At 68.2% G+C, this 21245-nt stretch carries 22 protein-coding genes and 1 pseudogene; 6 read left to right on the top strand and 17 right to left on the bottom strand.

The window, feature by feature from the left end; genetic code table 11:
- Nucleotides 1–61 precede the first annotated feature (61 nt).
- Nucleotides 62–694 (bottom strand): hypothetical protein, encoded by a 633-nt coding sequence (locus RJ1_RS35055; protein ID WP_073367122.1) that lies wholly within the window; start codon nucleotides 692–694, stop codon nucleotides 62–64.
- Between the two features lie 174 nt (nucleotides 695–868).
- On the opposite strand from RJ1_RS35055, the gene RJ1_RS35050 reads away from it, so the two are divergent.
- Nucleotides 869–2641: a multicopper oxidase family protein gene (locus RJ1_RS35050; protein WP_073367119.1), complete on the top strand. Its 1773-nt coding sequence runs from the start codon at nucleotides 869–871 to the stop codon at nucleotides 2639–2641.
- A 4-nt stretch (nucleotides 2642–2645) separates the two neighbouring features.
- On the opposite strand, the gene RJ1_RS35045 is transcribed toward RJ1_RS35050, so the two are convergent.
- The 5 genes from RJ1_RS35045 to RJ1_RS35025 form a co-directional block, all read right to left on the bottom strand.
- On the bottom strand, nucleotides 2646–3794 hold the full coding sequence (locus tag RJ1_RS35045) for an MFS transporter (protein WP_073367141.1): 1149 nt from the start codon (nucleotides 3792–3794) through the stop codon (nucleotides 2646–2648).
- Between the two features lie 61 nt (nucleotides 3795–3855).
- A complete protein-coding gene (locus RJ1_RS35040; protein WP_073367116.1) occupies nucleotides 3856–5106 on the bottom strand; it encodes a dihydrolipoamide acetyltransferase family protein in 1251 nt (416 codons plus the stop codon).
- A 31-nt stretch (nucleotides 5107–5137) separates the two neighbouring features.
- On the bottom strand, nucleotides 5138–6121 hold the full coding sequence (locus tag RJ1_RS35035; RefSeq protein ID WP_073367112.1) for an alpha-ketoacid dehydrogenase subunit beta: 984 nt from the start codon (nucleotides 6119–6121) through the stop codon (nucleotides 5138–5140).
- Nucleotides 6118–7215: a pyruvate dehydrogenase (acetyl-transferring) E1 component subunit alpha gene (pdhA, locus tag RJ1_RS35030; protein WP_073367138.1), complete on the bottom strand. Its 1098-nt coding sequence runs from the start codon at nucleotides 7213–7215 to the stop codon at nucleotides 6118–6120. Before pdhA ends, RJ1_RS35035 begins: the two co-directional genes overlap by 4 nt.
- Nucleotides 7216–7457: 242 nt before the next feature.
- Complete coding sequence (locus RJ1_RS35025; protein WP_073367107.1) at nucleotides 7458–7826, bottom strand: DoxX family protein; 369 nt, start codon at nucleotides 7824–7826, stop codon at nucleotides 7458–7460.
- 115 nt (nucleotides 7827–7941) lie between these two features.
- Between RJ1_RS35025 and RJ1_RS35020 the strand changes: the two genes are divergently transcribed.
- The gene (locus tag RJ1_RS35020; RefSeq protein ID WP_073367104.1) at nucleotides 7942–8970 is read left to right on the top strand and encodes a phosphotransferase family protein; all 1029 of its coding nucleotides are present in this window, start codon (nucleotides 7942–7944) and stop codon (nucleotides 8968–8970) included.
- 22 nt (nucleotides 8971–8992) lie between these two features.
- On the opposite strand, the gene RJ1_RS35015 is transcribed toward RJ1_RS35020, so the two are convergent.
- A complete protein-coding gene (locus tag RJ1_RS35015; protein ID WP_073367135.1) occupies nucleotides 8993–9454 on the bottom strand; it encodes an acyl-CoA thioesterase in 462 nt (153 codons plus the stop codon).
- 58 nt (nucleotides 9455–9512) lie between these two features.
- Between RJ1_RS35015 and RJ1_RS35010 the strand changes: the two genes are divergently transcribed.
- Genes RJ1_RS35010 through RJ1_RS35000 form a run of 3 tightly spaced genes read left to right on the top strand, consistent with a single transcriptional unit; the run spans nucleotide 9513 to nucleotide 12494 of the window.
- Nucleotides 9513–10703 (top strand): benzoate/H(+) symporter BenE family transporter, encoded by a 1191-nt coding sequence (locus RJ1_RS35010; protein WP_143048887.1) that lies wholly within the window; start codon nucleotides 9513–9515, stop codon nucleotides 10701–10703.
- 7 nt (nucleotides 10704–10710) lie between these two features.
- Entirely contained in the window at nucleotides 10711–11229 is a 519-nt protein-coding gene (locus RJ1_RS35005; RefSeq protein ID WP_073367098.1) for an O-acetyl-ADP-ribose deacetylase, read from the top strand.
- Between the two features lie 11 nt (nucleotides 11230–11240).
- Nucleotides 11241–12494: a cation:proton antiporter gene (locus RJ1_RS35000; protein ID WP_073367095.1), complete on the top strand. Its 1254-nt coding sequence runs from the start codon at nucleotides 11241–11243 to the stop codon at nucleotides 12492–12494.
- Here the strand turns inward: RJ1_RS35000 and RJ1_RS34995 are convergent.
- The 7 genes and pseudogenes from RJ1_RS34995 to RJ1_RS34965 form a co-directional block, all read right to left on the bottom strand.
- Nucleotides 12450–12776, bottom strand: a complete 327-nt coding sequence (locus tag RJ1_RS34995) for a LysR family transcriptional regulator (RefSeq protein WP_073367092.1) — start codon at nucleotides 12774–12776, stop codon at nucleotides 12450–12452. The two genes, RJ1_RS35000 and RJ1_RS34995, sit on opposite strands and share 45 nt — an antisense overlap.
- Nucleotides 12769–14202 (bottom strand): nucleobase:cation symporter-2 family protein, encoded by a 1434-nt coding sequence (locus RJ1_RS34990; protein WP_073367089.1) that lies wholly within the window; start codon nucleotides 14200–14202, stop codon nucleotides 12769–12771. Before RJ1_RS34990 ends, RJ1_RS34995 begins: the two co-directional genes overlap by 8 nt.
- Nucleotides 14203–14212: 10 nt before the next feature.
- Nucleotides 14213–15106 carry a factor-independent urate hydroxylase gene (pucL, locus tag RJ1_RS34985; RefSeq protein ID WP_083400467.1) on the bottom strand — a complete coding sequence of 298 codons (894 nt, stop codon included), beginning with the start codon at nucleotides 15104–15106 and terminating at the stop codon, nucleotides 14213–14215.
- Between the two features lie 2 nt (nucleotides 15107–15108).
- Complete coding sequence (gene uraH / locus RJ1_RS34980) at nucleotides 15109–15453, bottom strand: hydroxyisourate hydrolase (RefSeq protein ID WP_073367130.1); 345 nt, start codon at nucleotides 15451–15453, stop codon at nucleotides 15109–15111.
- A complete protein-coding gene (gene uraD, locus RJ1_RS34975; protein WP_073367086.1) occupies nucleotides 15450–15959 on the bottom strand; it encodes a 2-oxo-4-hydroxy-4-carboxy-5-ureidoimidazoline decarboxylase in 510 nt (169 codons plus the stop codon). The genes uraH and uraD overlap by 4 nt, the downstream gene beginning before the upstream one ends.
- A gap of 137 nt (nucleotides 15960–16096) precedes the next feature.
- A pseudogene (locus RJ1_RS34970) lies at nucleotides 16097–16563 on the bottom strand (DUF6328 family protein).
- A gap of 1 nt (nucleotide 16564) precedes the next feature.
- Entirely contained in the window at nucleotides 16565–17380 is an 816-nt protein-coding gene (locus tag RJ1_RS34965; protein ID WP_073367083.1) for a shikimate 5-dehydrogenase, read from the bottom strand.
- A gap of 85 nt (nucleotides 17381–17465) precedes the next feature.
- Here RJ1_RS34965 and RJ1_RS34960 point away from each other — a divergent pair, with 85 nt between their 5' ends.
- Entirely contained in the window at nucleotides 17466–19040 is a 1575-nt protein-coding gene (locus RJ1_RS34960) for a molybdopterin-dependent oxidoreductase (RefSeq protein ID WP_073367081.1), read from the top strand.
- 5 nt (nucleotides 19041–19045) lie between these two features.
- Here RJ1_RS34960 and RJ1_RS34955 read toward each other — a convergent pair whose 3' ends face one another.
- From RJ1_RS34955 to RJ1_RS34945, 3 genes are all read right to left on the bottom strand, one after another.
- A complete protein-coding gene (locus tag RJ1_RS34955) occupies nucleotides 19046–19750 on the bottom strand; it encodes an HNH endonuclease family protein (protein WP_073367078.1) in 705 nt (234 codons plus the stop codon).
- A 67-nt stretch (nucleotides 19751–19817) separates the two neighbouring features.
- Nucleotides 19818–20135, bottom strand: coding sequence for a hypothetical protein (locus RJ1_RS34950; protein WP_073367075.1), 318 nt, complete (start codon nucleotides 20133–20135; stop codon nucleotides 19818–19820).
- 75 nt (nucleotides 20136–20210) lie between these two features.
- A complete protein-coding gene (locus RJ1_RS34945; protein ID WP_073367127.1) occupies nucleotides 20211–21113 on the bottom strand; it encodes an NADP-dependent oxidoreductase in 903 nt (300 codons plus the stop codon).
- Nucleotides 21114–21245 lie beyond the last annotated feature (132 nt).

The raw sequence follows: 21245 nt of genomic DNA, 5'->3' as shown, positions 1-21245 counted from the left end.
GCCGCCCGTGCGCCTTTCCGGTTGCTCCAGTTACCAGAAAGGCGCACGGGCGCGCAGCGCCTCAGAAGCGGATACTGCCGCGGTGCCGGGAGAAGGCGATGGCCGCGGTGTCGGGCCGACGCTCTTCGCGCTCGGCGGCGACGGGGGAGTAGAGCATCAGGGTGGACGCCAGCGCCCACCAGATCGCGAAGATGATCAAGCCGGCCGCGAGGCCGAAGATGCCGATCGGTTCGACGAGCGCGGCAGCGCCCGCGACACCGAGGACGGCGGCGAAGCCCAGGCCCGCGATGACGGGCCGGAACCGGGGCGCCGACACCAGGAGCGCCGAACCGTACAGCGCGGTGACGGCGACGACGTGTCCGCTCGGCAGGAGCACGGACGGGGCGTCCACCTCCCAGGCCCGGACCGCGGCACTGGTGAGATTGGCTCCGATGCAGAGCACCAGCACCGCGCCCATGCCGTACGACAGTTTTCGCATCGCCGCGACGATGGCGAGGACGACGGTCGCTGCGAGCACCGTGGTGACGTCGATCGCCTGGATCACAGGTTCGGCGACGGGTCGGAGTGCCTCTGGGAGGACGAGACCCGACGATTCGGGGCGGATGAGATACAGCGCGCACAGTGCCACCGCACCCGCCGCGGCGAAGGCGAGGCGACGAACACTGCGACGCAGCCTGCTAGTCGATTCGGTCACGACACACAGTGTGCCAACCGACGCTGAACGATCGATGAGAGGCCACTGTGAGGTCGGTGAACGGTCGCCTTCGTGCGCCGAACGAGAGTCCCGCGACCAGGGCTTCCGGCGGCGTAACGTAACGCAGGACCGATCTCGACTCTCTTTCCGCGTGGACAGCACGATGTGACAGATATGAGTGGACGGATTTCGCGCCGATCGTTCCTGCGGGCGGTGGCGCTCGGTGGTGGGCTGGGCGCGGTGTCGGCCGGGTCGGCCGCTGCGTTCCCTTTCGACATCGATCCGCTGAGGCCGTTGATGTTCTCGTCGCCTCCGCTGGAGCCCTATCGTGATCGGCTCCCGATTCTGCCGACGGTCTCCGGGACGAGCGTCGACGTGCACGCGCGCAGCACCGTCCATCAGTTCCACACCGATCTGGCGCCGTCCCCGGCATTGGCCTACAGCGGCTCCGACTATCTCGGCGCGACGATCGAGGCGCACGTCGGTCAGCCGACGACGATCGCGTACCGCAACACCATCGCCGCCCATCCGTTCGCAGTCGATGTGGACACGTCGCTGCACGGTATGAGCGAGCGGGACCGCACCGCGGTGCCCACGGCGATGCATCTGCACGGCGGGGTGAATCCGCCCGAGTTCGACGGGCACCCCGAGCAGGTCTTTCGTCCGGGTCAGGAGTTCGCCCATCACCTGCCGAACCGGCAGGAGGCGGCCGGGCTCTGGTATCACGACCATGCGATGGGGATGACCCGGCTCAACATCTACGCGGGCCTGGTCGGGTTGTATCTGCTGCGCGACGACTTCGACACCGGCCGCCCCGACAACCCGCTGGGACTGCCGGCGGGGGAGTTCGAGGTTCCCCTCGTACTGCAGGAGAAGATGTTCACCGCCGAGGGACGGCAGCGGATCCGGTCGACGCCCACCGTGCCGCAAGGCAGCTGGGAAGGGGGCGCTGTCGGCGACGTCGGGGTCGTGAACGGCAAGGTGTGGCCGGAACTCGACGTGGCCCGCGGGTTCCATCGGCTGCGACTCGTCAATGCGGGTTCGCTGAGCGTGTGGAATCTGTATTTCGGCAACCGGATGCGGTTCTGTGTGATCGGCGGTGACAACGGGCTGCTGGACGCTCCGGTCGCGGTATCGCGGGTGCGGTTGAGTCCCGCCGAACGCGTCGACCTGCTCGTCGACTTCGGCGGGTTGGAACCGGGGTCGACGGTGGAGTTGTGCAACGACGAGCCGCCGCCGTTCCAGGCCGCGCTCATCGGCGAACGCACGATGCCGAGGTTCTGCAGATTCCGGGTGGGCGCTGCCCGCGGATTCACCGGCGGCCCGCCCGCCACGCTGCGCGGGGGACCAGGGCAGCCGGAACCACTGCCGCCGATTCCGCGCCCGGACGTCTACCGGGACGTGACGCTCAGCCAACCGAGCGATGTGCGGCTTCCGCCGTCGATCATGTCCCTGAACAATCTCCGGTACTCGACCGAGGACATCGAGTTGCCGCGCCAGGGCACGGTGGAGCAGTGGAACATCATCAACGCAACCAACGATCCGCATCCGGTGCACCTGCACCTCGCGAATTTCCGGGTGCTGGGACGTCAGGTGATCGAGACTGTGCGGTTCGCGCTCGCCACCCCGCAACCGCCTCTCGGGATCCGCTGGACCCCGTCGGCGGATGCGTTCACGATCTCCCCGCTCGTCCCCGCGGAGCCGTGGGAGCGCGGATTCAAGGACACGGTGCTGGCGAACGCCAATTCCATCACCCGGATCGTCGCGGCGTTTCCCACAGCAGAGGGGCTGGGCTTCGATCCGGACGCGGTCTTCGGGCACGGATCACACGCGGCCCACGGACACGCGTCCGACGGTACGCATCCATTGCAGGGCTACGTCTGGCACTGTCACATCCTCGATCACGAGGACCACGAAATGATGCTCAGGTACCGCGCCGTGGTCTGAGGGGTCAGTTGCGCCGGACGGCGCCCGCGAACGTGGCGGCGATCAGCACGCAGACCAGCGGTACCACCATCGCGACGGTGAGGGGCACCACCTGGGTGATCCAGCCGATGGTCGCCGGGCCTGCGAGGAATCCGACGTACCCCAGCCCGACCACCCGCGACATGTTGGTGCCCGCGGAACCGGAACCGAGGTTGCCCGCGGCGGTGAAGATCTGGGGGACGCAGCCCGACAGCCCCAGGCCGAACAACGCCCAGCCCACAATCGTGAGCGGGAGCAGTCCGGAGACGAGGACGAGCAGCATGCCGAGGGCCGCGATCAGGGTGCCGTAGCGGACGACGGCGACGGGGCCGAGCGCGGCGCTCACACGGTCGGCGGTGAACCGGCCCACGGTCATCATCACCGAGAAGGCACCGAACGCGAGGGCGGCGACCGAATCCGACGTTCCGAGATGTTCCTTGACCTGCAGCGTGCTCCAGTCGTTCGCGACGCCCTCCGACAGCATGAGGACGAACGCGATTCCCCCGAGCGCGAGCACCCGTGCGGACAGCCGGCCGTGCGCCTGCTCGGCGGGGGCCGACTCGTGCCGGGACCGCGGTCGGTCCGCCATCAGCCACCGCGAGCCCGCGGCGACGGTGACGACGCCGATTCCGCCGGCGACGAGGAGCGCCGTCACTGGTGCCCATCCCGCGGCGAGCGTCGCCGCTCCGAGGAGCGATCCGGCTACTCCGCCGACGGAGAACAGGGCGTGGAACGCCGACATGATGGGCCGTCGATACCGCTGCTCGACTTCGACGGCCTGCGAGTTCATCGACACGTCCAGTGCGCCGTTGGCGAAGCCGAACGCGAGCAGTGCGAGACCGAGTTGCCAGGCGCCGGACGCCAGCCCAGGACCCACCGTGGCTACCGACAGCGTGAGTCCGGCGACGATCACCATCCGCCTGCTGCCGAACCGGTCGGCCAGCGGACCACTGAGTTGCATGCCGCCGATCGCGCCGACCGCCAGCAGGAGCAGCAGCGAACCCAGTGTCGAGTGGCTGATCCCGGTCCGGTGCTCGATCGCCGGAATGTGCACGACCCACATACCGAGCAGGAATCCGTTGGTTCCGAAGATCCCGAACGTTCCCGCACGGGCCCTGCGGAGCGGCTCGGCCACCGGTTCGCGCTTGTCGACCGGGGACGCTCGGGGAGTGCTCACCGATCAAACGTACCGAGGATCAGAGGTGTGCGAGCAGTGAGGCGGGGTCGTGCAGCATCGCGGCGACGGACGACAGGAACCTCGACCCCTGCTCGCCGTCGACCACCCGGTGATCGAACGACACGCTCAGGGTGGTGACCCACCGCACCGCGAGTTCGTCCTCGTGCACCCACGGTCTCTGGGTGACGCTGCCCAGGCAGAGGATGGCCGATTCGCCGGGGTTGAGGATGGGCGTGCCCGCGTCGACGCCGAACACGCCGACGTTGGTGATCGACACGGTGCCGCCGGTGAGTTGCGCGGGCGTGGCCCGGCCGCTGCGTGCGGTTGCGGTCAGTTCGGTGATCGCCCCGCACAGTTCCAGCAGGCTCAGCGCCTGCGCGTCCTTGATGTTGGGGACCACCAGCCCGCGGGGCGTGGCCGCGGCGATGCCGAGATTGACGTAGTGCTTGGTGACGATCTCCTGATGCTCCTCGTCCCACGACGCGTTGAGGCTCGGGTTCTTCCGCAGCGCGACGATCATCGCCTTCGCGACCAGGGTCAGCGGTGTCACCGACAGTCCCTCGAATTCGGGGAGTTCCCGCAGCCGGTCGAGCAGTTCCACCGACCGGGTCACGTCGACGGTCACGAATTCGGTGACGTGCGGGGCGGTGAAGGCGCTGCGGACCATCGCTTCCGCGGTCTGCTTGCGGACGCTGCGGATCGGGGTGCGCGTTTCGCGCTCCGAGGGCTCCGAGAACTCCGACGGCTCCGGTGTGGGCGACACGACCTGCCCGGCCGATCCTGCATGGGATTTCACGTCGTTCCGCGTGACGGCGCCGGACGGCCCCGTTCCCGCGACGACGGCGAGGTCGACCCCGAGTTCGCGGGCCGCCACCCGGGCTGCCGGCGAGGAGTCGGGCCGCCGACGGTCCGGCACGGCACCGGTCTCCGCTGCAGCCACCAGCTTCCGCCTCGCACGTTTGCTCTCGGCCGCGGCCTCGGGCCCGTACCCCACCAGAACGGGCGTGCGCGTGGGCAGTTCCTCGGTGGCCGCATCCGTGGTGATCCGGATGATCGGAGTCCCCACCGGCACCGTCGTTCCCGGCGACACCAGCAAGTCCGCCACGACGCCCGCGTACGGCGAAGGCAACTCGACGAGCGCCTTCGCCGTCTCGACTTCACCGATGACCTGATTGAGTTCGATCGTCTGGCCCACCTCGACGGCCCAGGAGACCAGCTCGGCCTCCGTCAGCCCTTCACCGAGATCGGGTAGGCGGAATTCCTGCGCCAACGGACGACTCCTCTCCTCCGATGAGTTGCGATCAGGCCGCGAGGCTGCGATCGACGGCGTCGAGCAGGCGGTCGGCGTCGGGCAGATGATGCAGTTCCAGCTTCGACGGCGGATACGGAACGTCGAATCCGCCGACCCGCAGGACGGGTGCGTCGAGTTGGTAGAAACACCGCTCGGAGATGCGGGCGGCGATCTCCGCGCCCAGACCGGCGAACGTCGAGGCCTCGTGCGCGACGACGAGCCTTCCGGTCTTGCGGACCGATTCCTCGATGGTGTCGAAGTCGATCGGGGAGAGGGACCGCAGGTCGATCACCTCGAGGGAGTGGCCCTCGTCTGCGGCGACGGCAGCGGCCGACAGTGCCGTCGGGACGACGGAGCCGTACGCGACGATCGTGGCGTCGGTGCCCACCCGGGCCACGCGCGCCTGATGCAGCGGCAGGTCCGGTTCGGCGTCCACGTCGAACTCGGCCTTGTCCCAGTACCGCCGCTTCGGTTCGAAGAACACCACCGGGTCGTCCGCCGCGACGGACTGCTGGATCATGTGGAACGCGTCCGCCGGGTTGCTGGGAGTGACGACGCGCAGTCCGGCGGTGTGGGCGAAGTACGCCTCGGGTGACTCCGAGTGGTGCTCGACCGCGCCGATGCCACCGCCGTACGGGATCCGGATGGTGAGGGGCGCGGTGATCCGGCCCTGGGTGCGGTAGTGAATCTTGGCCACCTGCGACACGATCTGGTCGAACGCGGGGTACACGAATCCGTCGAACTGGATCTCGCAAACGGGCCGGTAGCCGCGCAGTGCCATTCCGAACGCGGCGCCGACGATCCCCGATTCGGCCAGCGGAGTGTCGATGACCCGGTTGTCGCCGAAGTCCTTCTGCAGTGTGTCGGTGACCCGGAAGACCCCGCCGAGGCGCCCGACGTCCTCACCCATGATCACGACCTTGCGGTCGTGTTCGAGGGCGCGTCGGAGTCCTGCGTTGAGTGCGGCGCCGAGCGACAGCGTGGTGGTGGTCATGACAGTGCCTCCTCGATGCCGGCGAAGCCTGCGAGGTACGCGGCGTACTGCTCGCGTTCCTCGTCGATGAGCGGGTGGTCGGTGGAATACACGTGCTCGAACACGTCGAGCGGCGCGGGGTCGGGCGCCTCGACGGTCCCGGACCGCAGTCGGGCCGCGACGTCGTCGGCAGTGGCCTGCACCCGGGCGAGGAAAGCGTCGTCGAGCAGGCCCTCGCGGTCGAGGAGTCGCCTCATCCGGTCGATCGGGTCGCGGGCCTTCCAGACCTCCGTCTCCGCCGCCGCGCGGTACCGGGTGGGGTCGTCCGACGTGGTGTGGGGGCCCATGCGGTACGTGATGGCCTCGATGAACGTCGGCCCGCTGCCGTCCCGTGCCCGCTGGGTGGCCTGACGGGTCACCGCGAGGACCGCGAGAACGTCGTTGCCGTCCACCCGGAGTGCGGGCATGCCGTACCCGGCGGCGCGCTGTGCGATGGGGACGGGACTCTGCAGGCGGACCGGTTCGCTGATCGCGAACTGGTTGTTCTGGCAGAAGAATACGACCGGCGCGTTGAAGCTCATCGAGAATCCGAGGGCCTCGGCGAGGTCGCCCTGGCTGGTGGCGCCGTCGCCGAAGTAGGCGATCGTCGCGATCTCCGCGCCGTCGAGATGGGCGCCCATCGCGTACCCGGTGGCGTGCAGCCCCTGGGAGCCGACGACGATCGCGGGGTTCGTCACGTTCACCGAACTCGGATCCCAGGCGGAATGGGCGCATCCCCGCCACATGCGGGTCATCACCCCCGGGTCCACGCCCCGGCAGTAGGCGACGGCGTGTTCGCGATAGCTGATGAACGCGTAGTCGTCGGGGCGGAGAGCGCGGGCCGAGCCGACCTGCGCGGCTTCCTGGCCGAGCATCGGGGCCCAGAGTCCCAGTTCACCCTGGCGTTGCAGGGCCACCGCCTCGACATCCATCCGACGCGTGGCCACGAGGTCTTCGTAGAGGTCGCGCAGTTGTTCGGGTCCGATGTCGCGGACCAGGCTGGTGTAGTCGGGTCTGAAGACCCGTCGGCCGTCCGGCTGGATGAGCTGGACCGGATAGGCAATCTTGTCGACCATCGGATTCACCTCGCGTTGTCGAGTCCGTGAACCTTGTGGGTTCGTGGGAGACGTGTACTGCGGTAGGGCAAGTGTGTGTCCTACTTCACAGCATCCACGAGAACGCGAAGTGCGCAAGGGGCACCGCCGCGATCGAGCACATTGCCCAGTTTTGGGGGTCAGGCGGGTGTCATACTGCGTCTAATGACCAGTTCGGACTCCCCCCATGTCAGGTTGTTGCTGCAAGGGTCCGGGAACCCGGATCACCCCGCGAACACGAACCCGATCGAGGCGAGAACGGCCAGCACTGCCAGGTACACGGCGGGCATCGCGACCGCCCGCGTGTCGGGATTGCCGTAGTCGCCGTTCCTGACGTGGAAGGCGACAGCGCACAGGAGCAGGATCAGCAGCGCGACCGCCGCGATCACCCCCAGCGGTGTCCAGTACAGGCCGACGAGGACGCCGACGCCGCCGGCGAGTTCCGCCACACCGATCAGCCGGACCTGTTGCCCGCTCAGCCCCCGGGCCTGCAACCCGGTCCACGCGGTTCCCTTCAATCTCAGCTTGGGAATGCTCACGGCGACGGCACTCACGGCGAGGAGCACGCCGCACACGATGAGGAAAACTTCCACGTCCGTCCCTCCAGTTCCGGCCGAAGCGGCCTCACTGTTGCCACCCTAGGTCCGCGACCTGCGGTGCGGACCGGTTCCCCGCGGATCGGGCTCCGGAGCGGTTAGCATCGAGCGCGTGAATGCTGTGGGGCTGAACGAAGATGCCGTTTCTGCGTGGATTGCCGGACTCGGTGTGGGAGCGATCGCGCCGCTGAGCTTCGAGAGGATCGGAAACGGTCAATCGAATCTCACGTACGCGGTCAGCGACGCGGGTGGTGGACGGTGGGTGCTGCGGCGGCCACCGCTCGGGCATCTGCTCGCATCGGCGCACGACGTCGTCCGGGAGCATCGGATTCTGTCGTCTCTACAGGGATCCGACGTTCCGGTGCCGAAGATCCTCGGGCTCACCGACGATCCGGAGGTCACGGACGCGCCGCTCGTGCTGATGAGCTATGTCGCGGGGGTGGTGATCGACAGTGTCGGGGTGGCGAAGAAGCTGACACCCGAGCAGCGCAATGCCGTCGGGCTCGCGATGCCGAAGGCCCTCGCGAAGATCCATGCGGTCGATCTACGGGATGCCGGTCTGGAGGATCTGGCCAGCCACAAGCCTTACGCGGCAAGGCAGTTGAAGCGCTGGACAGACCAGTGGGAGAAGTCCCGTACCCGGGACGTCCCGGCAATCGAGGACCTGGCGGGCATCCTCCAGCGCAACATGCCGGAGCAGGCCGAACTGTCGTTGGTGCACGGCGATTTTCACCTGAGCAACGTCATCACCTCCCCGGAGGAGGGAGAAGTGGTCGCGGTGGTCGATTGGGAACTGTGCACGCTGGGCGACCCGCTCGCCGACGTCGGCGCGTTGCTGGCCTACTGGCCCGAGGCGGGCGACGAGGACCCCGGACCGTTTCCTGCGTCCACGCTCGAAGGATTCCCGACCCGGGCCGAACTGGTGGAGGCGTACGTCCACCACACGAAACGCGATGTCACGCACGTGGGGTATTGGCACGTCCTGGCGTTGTGGAAGCTGGCGATCATCGCCGAAGGCGTCCTGCGCCGGGTGATCGACGACCCCCGGAACAAGGCCGAGACCGGTGCGCCCACCGTCGCGTTGATCGACGGGATCATCGCCCGTGCCGTGGCCACGGCGGAGTCCGAGGGCCTACGCTGAACCGCTGACCGGTACCGGACGCTCAGTCGGCGTCCGGAACCACCAGTAGGGTTGCGGCGCTGCGAATTTCGGCAGGGATCGGCACCGGCTTCCGGGTCCTCGCGTCCACGTACACGTGCACGAAGCGGCCGAGCGCCGCGAGTTCGAGGGCGTCGTCGTTCTCCCGGAAGATCGCGAGCGCATACACGATGCTCCGGGTGCCCAGCTTCTCGATCGACAACCCCACCTGCACGCGGTCCGGGAACGTCAGTTCGCTGATGTACTTGCAGGACGTCTCGGCGACCACGCCGATGGCGGGCAGGTCGCGGATGTCGGTGCCCGTCGTCGCGATCAGCCAGCCGTTGACGGCCGTGTCGAAGTACGAGTAGTACGTGACGTTGTTGACGTGCCCGTAGTGGTCGTTGTCCTCCCAGCGGGTCGGGACCGGCCACAGGGCGGGGAAGTCGGCGGCGGTCGGCAGCGCGGGGGCGTCGTCGTGTTTCACCGCCCCGACCCTAATGCCACGGATCACCGGGACCACGCGTCGGGCAGAATCGCGTCCTATGTCTGTGCCCGACAGCGACGTGCGTTCACCCGATTCCGCCGCCCAGCCGATCAGTGCCGGAATCGTCACCGCCCTGGTGGGCTTCACCAGTTCGTTCGCGGTGGTGCTCACCGGATTGACTGCGGTGGGCGCAAACTCCGCCCAGGCGGCGTCGGGACTGCTGGCGCTGTGTGTGACGCAGGCGCTGGGGATGCTGTGGTTATCGCGGCACTACCGCATGCCGATCACGTTGGCGTGGTCGACGCCGGGTGCCGCTCTTCTCGCCGGTGCGGGAACGGTGAGCGGTGGCTGGCCCGCGGCGGTCGGCGCGTTCGTCGTCGTGGGTGCGGCGGTGATCCTCACCGGGCTGTGGCCGCGGCTGGGCAGGCTCATCGCGGCCATCCCCTCCGCGTTGGCGCAGGCGATGCTCGCGGGAGTGCTGTTGCCGCTGTGCCTGGCGCCGGTGCTCGCTCTGCGGGACGCACCGCTGGCCGTCGCGCCCGTGGTCCTGGTGTGGCTGATTCTGCAGCGGTACTCGCCGCGGTGGGCGGTGCCGGCAGCATTCGCGGCCGCGGGTGTCGTGATCGCGATCGGTCTCGTCTCCGGCGGCGACGGACTCGACACGAGCGCGCTGCTGCCGTCGCTGGACGTCACCGCACCGGCGTGGACGTGGCAGGCGATGATCGGGATCGCCGTCCCGCTGTACATCGTGACCATGGCGTCGCAGAACATTCCCGGGACAGCGGTGATGAACTCGTTCGGCTACCGGGTGCCGTGGCGGCCGGCGATGCTGGTCACCGGGGTCGGGACCCTGGTGGGCGCGCCCGCCGGTGGGCACGCGATCAACCTCGCCGCCATCAGCGCCGCTCTCGCCGCCGCGCCGTCCGCCCACCCCGATCCCACGAGGCGGTGGGTCGCGGCGTTCACGGCGGGCTGGGCGTACCTGGTGCTCGCGGCGTGTTCCGCCGCGGTGGCCACCCTCATCGCCGCGGCACCCGAAGGTGTTGTGGAGGCCGTTGCCGGTCTCGCTCTCCTCGGCACTCTCGGCGGGGCGCTGGCCTCCGCCCTCGACGACGTCCGAGAACGGGAAGGCGCCGTCGTCACGTTCCTGATCGCCGCCTCGGGCGTCGGGATCCTCGGTATCGGGTCTGCGTTCTGGGCGCTGATCGCCGGACTGATCGTGCGGATCGCCGTCGGGTCGCGACGATAATGTAGAGATGACCGCCATCGAGGTAGTGCAGGGAGATATCACGAACGTCGAGGTCGACGCGATCGTGAACGCCGCCAACTCGGGACTGCTCGGCGGCGGGGGTGTGGACGGCGCCATCCACCGGGCCGGTGGGCCCGAGATCCTCGCCGAATGCCGGCAGCTGCGGGCCACCACGCTGCACGACGGTCTGCCCGCCGGACAGGCGGTGGCGACGACTGCGGGCCGGCTGCCCGCGCGGTGGGTGATCCACACCGTCGGACCCGTCTACTCCGCGTCCGACGATCGGTCGGCCACCCTGCGCAGCGCCTACACCAGCAGCCTGGCGGTGGCCTCCGACCTCGGCGCGCACTCTGTCGCGTTCCCGCTGATCTCGTCCGGCGTGTACGGCTGGCCCGCGGACGACGCCGTCCGGCAGGCGGTCGGTGCCGTCCGCGAATCGGATGCCGGAATTCCCCGGGTGCTGTTCGTGGCGTTCGACGCGCGGATGGCGACGTTGCTGCGCGCGGAGGTGGGTGGACCGCACTGAACACCGATCTCGTGTATCTGACGGCCGGCCTGGCTCTTCTGCTCGCCGCCACCGTTCCGGACCTGTTCCAGGACCGTGCCGTCTCGGCGCCGCTGATCGTCCTGGCGGTCGGCGCGGGCGTCGGGCTGTTCCTCGGCGAGTCGGGGACGGGCACCCTGTCGCCGGCACTGCATCCCGCTGTGACGGAGCACCTGAGCGAAATCTGCGTCATCGTCGCGCTGATGGGTGTGGGATTGGCGATCGACAGGCCATTGGGTTGGCGGACGTGGAACTCGACGTGGCGTCTGCTGCTGATCGCGATGCCCCTCGGTATCGCTGCCGTCGCACTGGTCGGCTGGTGGGCGGCGGCGTTGACCCCGGCCGTCGCGATCCTGCTCGGAGCCGTCCTCGCGCCCACCGACCCGGTGCTGGCATCCGACGTACAGGTGGAAGGTCCCACGTCGGGCGGCGAATCTCACCGGGAGGACGACGAGGTCCGCTTCGCGCTCACCTCCGAAGCCGGGCTCAACGACGCTCTCGCCTTCCCGTTCGTGTACCTGGCACTGTTCATGATCACCGAGGGGCCGATCGAGAACTGGATAGTCGGCTGGGTGGCCTGGGAGCTGATCGGCAAGATCGTCATCGGTGCGGTCGTCGGATGGATTGCCGGTGATCTGTTCGGCCGCGCCGTCTTCCGCTTCCCGATCGCGCACATGCGACTCGCCGAACGCAGCGAACCCATCTTCGCGCTGGCCGCGACGTTCGCCGTCTACGGTCTCACCGAGTTGGTGGGCGGATACGGGTTTCTCGCGGTCTTCGCCTGCGCCGTCGCCATCCGGCGGACGGAACGCGCCCACGACTACCACGCCGAGATGCACAACCTGATCGAGCAACTCGAACACGTGCTGACCCTCGCCGTGCTGCTGCTGGTCGGGGTGGCGCTCACGTCGGGCCTGCTGGCGGAACTGACGTGGGGTGGGGTTCTCGTGGCCGTGCTCCTCGTTCTCGTCATCCGGCCCGTGGTGGGATGGGTTTCGCTGCTGGGCTGCAAGGAGATGTCCGGCCCCGAGCGTCGGGTCACCGCATTCTTCGGGGTTCGCGGAATAGGGTCGATCTACTATCTCGCCTACGCCGCTGCGGAAGCCGGCGTGGATGACCAGAAATGGTTGTGGTCGACGGTGGCCTTCACTGTCGTCCTCTCCGTCGTCGTTCACGGGGTGAGTGCGACGAGGGTCATGCGCCTACTCGATCGTCGCCGGGAAGGCGGAGCAGTCGGGGACCGGTAGCGAAGCCAGCCCCGACGCCATGGCCACGAACTCCTCCGTGCCGTCGAGGGTGCGCTGCGCGTGCGGAAGCAGTCGCCTGCCGATCGTCGTGAGGATCGCCCGGCGAGTGGTCCGCTGGATCAGGGTGACCCCGAGCCCGGTCTCGAGAGCAGCCAGCCCCTGTGAGAGAGTGGGTTGGCTGATCCCGAGATCGGTTGCTGCCGAGCCGAAATGCAGATGGGTGGCTACGGCGGCGAAAGCGCGGAGCTGCGCCAGTGTGGGCTGATACGGAGGTTCACTCATTGCGCACGGCAGTGGTGCGTGCCGTGGCTTCCGGTCGATCCGCGGCCTCCGCGCGGTCGACGAGAACCGGTGGTGCCGCCGAGACCACCGAGGGAGTGGCTCTGTTTCCGGTCTTGATCTCGTTGAACAGGATGTTCAGCAGTACCGCGACGATGCTCGCCGCACTGATGCCCGAGTCGAAGACGATGTGAACCCATTCCGGGAAGGCCGAGTAGAACTCCGGGACCGCGATCGGAATGACACCGAACCCGAGGGCCACCGCGACGATCACCAGGTTGAGGTTGCCGTCGTACGAGACCTTGGACAGTGTCCGGATTCCGCTCGCCGCCACCGAACCGAAGAGGACGATCCCCGCCCCGCCGAGGACGGGTAGCGGCACGGAGGCCACCAGACGCCCGAGCACGGGAAAGAGTCCGAGGGCGAACAGAACCGAGCCGCCGGCCGCGACGACGTATCTGCTCTTGATCCCCGTGATCGCGACGAGCCCGACGTTCTGCGCGAACGCACTGGCCGGGAACGTTCCGAACACCGGCGCCACGGTGGTGGCGAGCATGTCGGCGCGGAGACCGTCACCGACCCGGCGTGCATCGACCTTCGTCCCGACGATCTCGCCGACCGCGAGGATGTCGGCCGTCGTCTCGGTCATGATCACGAGGATCACCACGGTCATGGAGATGATCGCGCCGATCTGGAATACGGGACTGCCGAACGAGAACACCTGCGGCAGTTCGAAGATCGCGCCCTTCCCGACGGCGCCGAAGTCGGCCTTGCCGATCAGTGCGGCGAACAGGGTGCCCACGACGATGCCGATCAGAATGGACAGCCGGGACAGCGTTCCCTGGACCAGACGGCTCACCAGCAACACGACGAACAGGCTGAACCCGGCGAGGCCGATGTTGGACATCGACCCCCAATCCGGAGCCTTGGCATTGCCGCCCATCGCCCAGCGCACCGCGACGGGAAGGAGCGAGATGCCGATGACGGTGATGATCGACCCGGTGACGACGGGCGGAAAGTAGCGCACGATCTTGCAGAAGAACGGGCTGATCAGCAGACCGATCGCGCCGGCGACCATGATGGCGCCGAACACGGAGCGGAGTCCGCCCGGTCCGGCCGCCACGGCCACCATCGTGGACACCGAGGCAAAGGAAATGCCCTGCACCAGTGGCAGCTTCGCCCCGAAGAACGGAATTCCGAGGGTCTGCAGGAGTGTGGCCGCGCCGCTGACGAACAATGCCGCCGACACGAGCAGGCCGATCTCGACGCCGGTCAGACCCGCAGCGCCGCCGACGATCAGGGGAGGCGCGATCACTCCGCCGTACATGGTCAGGATGTGCTGCAACCCGTACACGTACGACTTTCCGAGCGGCAAACGCTCGTCTTCGGGTCCGGCTGCTCCGGCCACCCGATGTCCGATCCGCTTCATGGCCGCGCTCCTAGCAGAATCCGGGAACGGAATCCCAGGCGCGGCCGGCGTCGGGAGCGTCCTCGCGCTCGACGGTCGCCTCGATCAACCCGTAGGGTCGGTCGGCCGCGAAGAACACCTCGCCGGGGTTGTCGAGCCCGAACGGCTCCAGGTCGACGAGGAAGTGATGCTTGTTCGGCATCGAGAACTTCACCTCGGCGATCTCGGGATGAGCCTCGAGCACTGCCGAACCCATCTGGAACAGCGACTGCTGCAGGGCGAGCGAGTGCGTGGTGGCGAAGGTCTCCAGCATGATCGATCGCACGTTCTCGAAGGTCTTGTCGAAATCGACGTCGGTGGTCAGGTACCGCCACCGCGCGCTCACCGAGGTGGCGAGGATCCGATCGGACGTCTCCTGCAGCGTCGTGTACTTGTCCTTCGGGTATCCCCGGAACTCCGAACCCGTCGACTTCAACACCACCATGTTGCTGAGCCCGGACACGATCCAGGTCTGGTCGCCGTCGATGGTGACCACGGTGTTGCGCCTCTCGTCACTCGACCGGACGAACGAATGGTCGTGACCCTTGCCGTCGACCGGGATCCGCGCCCACGAATACTGCTCGATTTCCCATCGGCCGCCGGTGATCCACTCGAACTCGCCAGTGAAGTGCTGTCCGAGTCGCATCGCGAACGTCTCGATCGAGCCGACGCCGTCGCGGGCGAAGGCGTATACCGTGTTCTTCTGGGTGTCCGTGGCCACGACGTGTGCGTTGTCGCCTTCGGTGTGCACCGCGTCGAGATCTCCGCGGAGTTGAGACGTGACGCTGACGTCCTCGATCTCGTGTCGCCTCGAGTCCCGGGTGATCTTGACCAACCGGACTTCCGCCTTGCCGTACTGGTTCTGGCCGAGCACGATCTTGCTCATGATTAGCTCCCTCGGTAGGTCGAATATGCGAACGGGCTGAGAAGGACAGGGACGTGGTAGTGCTGTTCGCTGTCGGTCAGGGCGAACGTGATGGTGATGTCGGGGTAGAACGTCGGACGCCCCTTCGCGGAGAAGTAGCGTCCGGTGTCGAAGACGATCCGGTAGGTACCCGGCTCGAGTCGGGCGGGGCCCAGCGTCGTGACGCGTCCGTCGTGGTCGGTGACCGCGTCGGCGACGGTGCTCCACGCGGAGTCGCGCAGGACGGCCAGCGAGACCGGCACCTCTCGCGCCGGTATGCCTTCGGCCGCGTCCAGCACGTGGGTGGTGACCTGGCTGACGCCACTCATGCGTCCAGCATTCCTGCGAGCCGGCGTGCAGCGATGTCGCGCAGTTCCTCTGCGACCACGATCAATTCGCGGTCGTCGTCGTTGAGGAGTCGCCGGTCGAGCGCGGTGAGGATGTCGGACGTGGTGCGGCCGGCCGCCCGGACGAGGAAGACCCGTCCGAACTTGTCCTCGTAGGCACGATTGCCGTCGGTGAGCCGCTTCTGCGCTGCCGCGTCGGACGAGTCGACGTCCGACTGCTCCGAGCGGGCCAGGTGCGCCTCGGTGTCGTCGCCGCCCGGGGGTTCACCGATGCGGGGATGGCGCGCGAGGGCTTGTTCGATCTCCACCGCCGAGAGCGGGTCGGATCCCGTCCTCGCCGCGGTGAGGAGCGAGGCGCGATCGGGGTACGGCCGGGCGGAGACGAGTTCGTCTGCCCATCGGGGAATGTCCAGGCAGATCCGTGCCCATACCGTTGCCTCGGACTGTGACGCCTCGTTGAATCGTTGGAGTCCTGCATCGAGAACCATGCGACCCTTCTTCCACAATGCGAAATAATGATTCCGTATAGAGAAGCGTGACAGGGGTCACAATTCGTGTCAAGACCCAAATTTGAATTGATCCAGATTCTGGATGGAGGTGTTCGCCGCGCGCGGACGCTCGGGTGCTAGTTCTCGTCTTCGGGCCCGCGGGCGAAGAGCCGCGGAAACACGAACCACAGTCCGGCGAACATCAGCGCGGCGGCGACGCCGATCGCGATCGCACCCCAACCGCCCACTGCCACTTCGGCAATCAGGACGACGGTGCCGGTCATGGCCGCGGCGAGGAATCCGACCCCCACAGCGCGAACAGGTTGGCCTTGCGGAGGATGTCCGTCCGGCGGCCTTGGCGGAACAGCACGCGATGCCAGACCGCCGGGGCGATGAGGAGCGCCGAGGACACCGTTGCCAGAAGTACCGTGACGAGGTGGAGCATGCGCAGGCCGAACGGCTGTTCCTCGTACGCCTCGGTGAAGGCGACCGCGAGGAGGAAGGCGAACAGAATCTGCACGCCGGCCTGCGCGACACGGAGTTCCTGCAGCAGCTCGCTGAAATTACGTGCGAGCCGCTGCGGGGGTGTCTCGGCAGTGCTCACCTCACGACCGTGAATACTCGGAGGCCTTGCGGATCTCTTCGGGTGACGGGCGCACGCCGGTGTAGAGGACGAACTGCTCGGCTGCCTGCAGTGCGATCACCTCGGCGCCGGTGATGACCGTCTTCCGGCGTTCGGCGGCAGCGCGGATCAGCGGTGTGGCGGCGGGCATCGCGACCACGTCGAACACGGCCTCCGCCGCGTCGATCGCGTCGAGTGCGAAGGCCAGGTCTTCGGCCTCGGGGCCGCCCGCCATGCCGACGGGAGTGGCGTTGATCAGCAGGCCCGGCCGCGCCTCGCCGAGCTCGGATTGCCAACCGAATCCGTACTGATTCGCGATCGCGCTGCCCGTCTTCTCGTTGCGCGCGACCACGGTGACGTCGGTGAAGCCGTAGTCGCGTACGGCGGCGACCACTGCTTTGGCCATGCCTCCGCTTCCCGCCACGGCTACGGAGAGCGAGTGCGGTAATGCGTTGTCGCGCAGTAGGTTCGCGATGGCCTGGTAATCGGTGTTGTACGCGTGCAGCACGCCGTTCTCGTTGACCACGGTGTTGACGGATTCGATGACCGACGCCGATTCGTGCATCACGTCGACGTACTCGATGATCTGTTCCTTGAACGGCATCGACACGCCGGCGCCGCGAATCCCGAGCGCGCGGATGCCGCCGACCGCGGCCTGGAGGTCGGTGGTGGTGAACGCTTTGTAGACGTAGTTGAGGCCCAGCTCGCTGTACAGATAGTTGTGAAATCGGGTGCCGATGTTGCTCGGTCGGCCGGAAAGCGAGATGCAGAGAACGGTGTCTTTGTCGAGCTGGTTCATCCGGTAAATACTAGTGGTGGGCTCCCATCCGTGCCTGTTCTCGGCTCCGAATATACGGTGACGACAGCAAAGGAGCAGGGCTGCGATGACGACAACGATCGGTGACCGGCACGAGGCGGCGCGGACACCGCGAAGACGGCGGCACCTGTTCTCCCGCGCGCTCGCGGGAGTGATCGCCGCGGGGGTCGTGCTCGGGGTGGGCGAACTGCTCTCGGTACTGATCGACCCGAACTCGTCGCCGTTCTACGCGGTCGGATCGACGACGGTGGACCGCAGTCCTGCCTTTGCCCGCGAGTTCGCGATCGACACGTTCGGTACCAACGACAAACCCGCTCTGTTCGTGGGCATGACGATCCTGATCGTGCTCCTCGCCGCGGTGGCGGGAATCGTCGAGCGGCCCCGCGCGCCGTTCGGCAGTGCGATCCTGGCGGCCCTCGGTCTGGTGGGGGTCTACGCCGCGACGCAGCGGCCGAGTGCCACGTGGGTGTACGCCCTGCCGACCGTGGTGGGGGTAGTCGTCGGAATCGCGGTTCTGCGGGTGCTGACGTCCGCCGCGCAGGCGCCCGAAGATTCGGACGCCGAGGATGCGTGGTTGCCGCGCCGCACCTTTCTGCTGCTTGCGGCTGCCGCCGCCGCAGCGGCCGCGGCAGCGGGAGCCGCCGGGCGGTACCTCGGGCAGCAGGCCGCGGGAGCCCTGGACAACCGCCGTGCCTTCGCGGTCCCCGAGCCGACCGACAAAGCCGCACCGATCGCCGCGGGCACCGACATCGGCGTGCCGGGGGCCACCCCGTTCGTCACGTCGAACGAAGAGTTCTACCGGATCGACACAGCCCTGCGGGTACCTCGGTTGACAACCGACGACTGGCAACTGCGCATCCACGGCATGGTGGACCGCGAGCTCACCCTGAACTGGGACGCCCTGGTCGCGAGAACGCCGATCGAACGGGTGATCACGCTGACGTGCGTGTCGAACGAGGTCGGCGGAAATCTCGCCGGCAACGCGACGTGGATCGGCTACCCGATCAAGGACATTCTCGACGAGGTCGGGGTTCATCTCGACGCCGACATGCTGCTGTCCACGAGCAGCGACGACTTCACCGCGGGCACCCCGGTCGAGGTCCTGCGGGACGGCCGCGACGCGATTCTCGCGGTCGCGATGAACGGTCAGCCGTTGCCGTTCGAACACGGCTACCCGGTGCGGCAGGTCGTCCCGGGTCTCTACGGCTACGTGTCGGCCACCAAATGGGTGGTCGATTGGGAATTCACGCGATTCGACAAGGCGGAGGCCTACTGGACGAAGCGGGGATGGTCCGCCGAGGGGCCGATCAAGACCGCGTCCCGGATCGACGTGCCTGCCCCGTTCGCGCCCACCCTGCCCGGGTCCGTGCTCGTCGCGGGAACCGCGTGGGCGCAGCACCGCGGAATCGAGAAGGTGGAGGTGCGGGTCGACAACGGGGAGTGGCAGACCGCGACCCTGGCCCCGGAGTACACCGTCGACACGTGGCGGCAGTGGACGTGGGAGTGGCAGGCCACGTCCGGCCTGCACACCCTCCAGGTGCGGGCCACGGATCTGGACGGCAACATCCAGGTCGAGGAGCGGACGCCGCCGATTCCCGGTGGGGCCACCGGCTGGCACACGCGTTCCTTCACCGTTTCCTGACGCGGTCACGGACACCGCTCCGCCACCTCGGCGAGCGCCTCCCGGTCGGCCAGAGTCACCGGAAGTCCGTACTCCACCGCGACCGACAGGTACTTGCCCGCATAGAAGCAGTGGTAGGCCGGGTTCGGCGGCAGCCAGTCCTGCGGGGTCTGGTCGCCCTTGTCCTGATTGTCCGGACCGTTGACGGCCAGCAGATTGAATGTGACGTCGTTGGCGAACCGGAGACGGCGCTCGGCAGTCCACGTCGACGCGCCCATGTCCCAGGCCGCCGCCAGCGGGTAGACGTGGTCGATCTGAACGGCTTTCGCGTCGGCGCGGTCGAACGGGAGCACGTCACCGGAGTACGGATCGGCGAGGACGCCGCTGAGCACCACACAGTTGCGGGTGCCGTCGCGGAACGCGACCGAGCGGAGATCGATCGCGAGAACGTTGTTGCGGGTGTCGCACCCGTCGTGGCCGCGCGTCGCGTCCTGGTCGTCGGTCCACGCCGGGCCGAAGACGCACAACTCCCTGCCGGAACAGCCGCGCTCGTACCCGCCGGGGTGGGGTCGGGCCGCGACTGTCGCGACCCGGCCGAGCAACTCGTCGATGTGCGCTCGGGACGGACTGCCCGGCGCCGGACCGGGGCCGCTGAGGTCGAGCAGGGACACCCCGCAACCGCAGACCGACAGAATCGCGGCCAGCAGCACGGTCACGTGCAGAAGTCTCATGCGTCCCCCCGGGCGCTCGGTGACTTTTCCCCCTACCGCGAGGAGTATGCACCGGGTCGCCGACACGTCAGGTGAAGGGGAGGCGGATCGCTGCGATCGAGGCCAGGTGCATGCCGTCGTGACCGATCACCCAGGAACCGCCGCTCTGCCTGCATTCCGCGAGCAGGTCGAGGGTGCGGAGGAGGAAGAAGATCGCCTCGCTGGGAGTGGGGGTGACTGCAAGCCTGTGTGACTCACCGTGTTTCATTCCGTCGAGCCACACACCGGACTGCCCGTCCAGTCGGATGGTGACGATGTGCGTGGCATCGACGAAGGCGTACTTTCGTTGCTCCCACGGGGTGGTGAGCGCATACCCCTGTTCGAGAACCTGGATGAGGATGCTCATGGCCGACTCCCGACTCTCCCGGCGGCAGCTACGTCTTTCCAGCATCTACCTCGGAACGGGTGAAAGCCAGACCCGCTAACCGATCTCGATCACGACCTTGCCACTCGTGTGACCCGACTCGACCACGGCGAGCGCGTCGCCGGCGTGCGCGAACGGGAACCGGTGGGCCACCCGCGGGTCGAGGGTCCCGTCGGCCACCAGTGCGGCCACCTGCGCGAACACCGCGGACGTTCGGCGGCGTTCCACTCCCGAGCCGCCGAGGTCCCGTGCGGCGAGCGGGTCGCCGACGCTGACGATCGCCGCCGGATCCGCGACCACCCGCGCCGCCTCGGCCAGCGCGTCGCCTCCGACGAGATCGAAGACGGCGTCGACGGGGCCGGGCACCCGGTCGGCCAGCCCGGGTCCGGACGCCACCCAGGTGGCGCCGAGGGACTCGACGACCTCCCGCTTGCCCTCGCTCGCGACCCCGATCACCGTGACGTCCCGCGCGGCGGCCAATTGCAGCGCCGCCACGCCGACGCCGCCGCCCGCGCCGACGACGAGCAACCGACTGCCGGGAGCCAGGTCCAGGGTGGTCAGGGCGTCGTACGCGGTTCCCGCCGCGACGGGCAGCGTGGCCGCGTCGGCGAACGAGACGGTGTCGGGCTTGTGGGCTGCGGACGCCGTGTTGACCAGGGTGTGCTCGGTGTACCCGCCGAAACCGGTGGCCGTGGCGCCGAACACCGCGTCGCCGACCGCGAAGTCGGTCACCCGAGGGCCGATCTCCGCGACCACACCGGCGACCTCCCGGCCGAGGACCGCGGGCAGGGTGACGGGCACGGTGTCCTTGCGCGTTCCCGCCCGCACCTTCCAGTCGGCGGGATTCACGCCGGCCGCGTGGACGGCGACGAGCAGCTGTCCGGGGCCGGGGGACGGAGTGGGGACGTCGAAGAACTGCTGCGTCTCGGGGCCGCCGTATTCACTGAAGCCGTATGCCATGGTCACGCCCTCAGTCCTATCACGAACGGCGCCCGGCCTCGGGGCACGAAGAAGGCCCACCGAACGGGTGTCGGTGGGCCTTCGCGTCGGGAACTCAGGAGCCGAACAGGCTGCCCAGGGAGCCTGTGCCTC

The organism is Rhodococcus jostii NBRC 16295, assembly GCF_001894825.1.
Lineage (GTDB): Bacteria > Actinomycetota > Actinomycetes > Mycobacteriales > Mycobacteriaceae > Rhodococcus_F > Rhodococcus_F jostii.
This window is presented reverse-complemented; position numbering and strand designations above follow the sequence as displayed.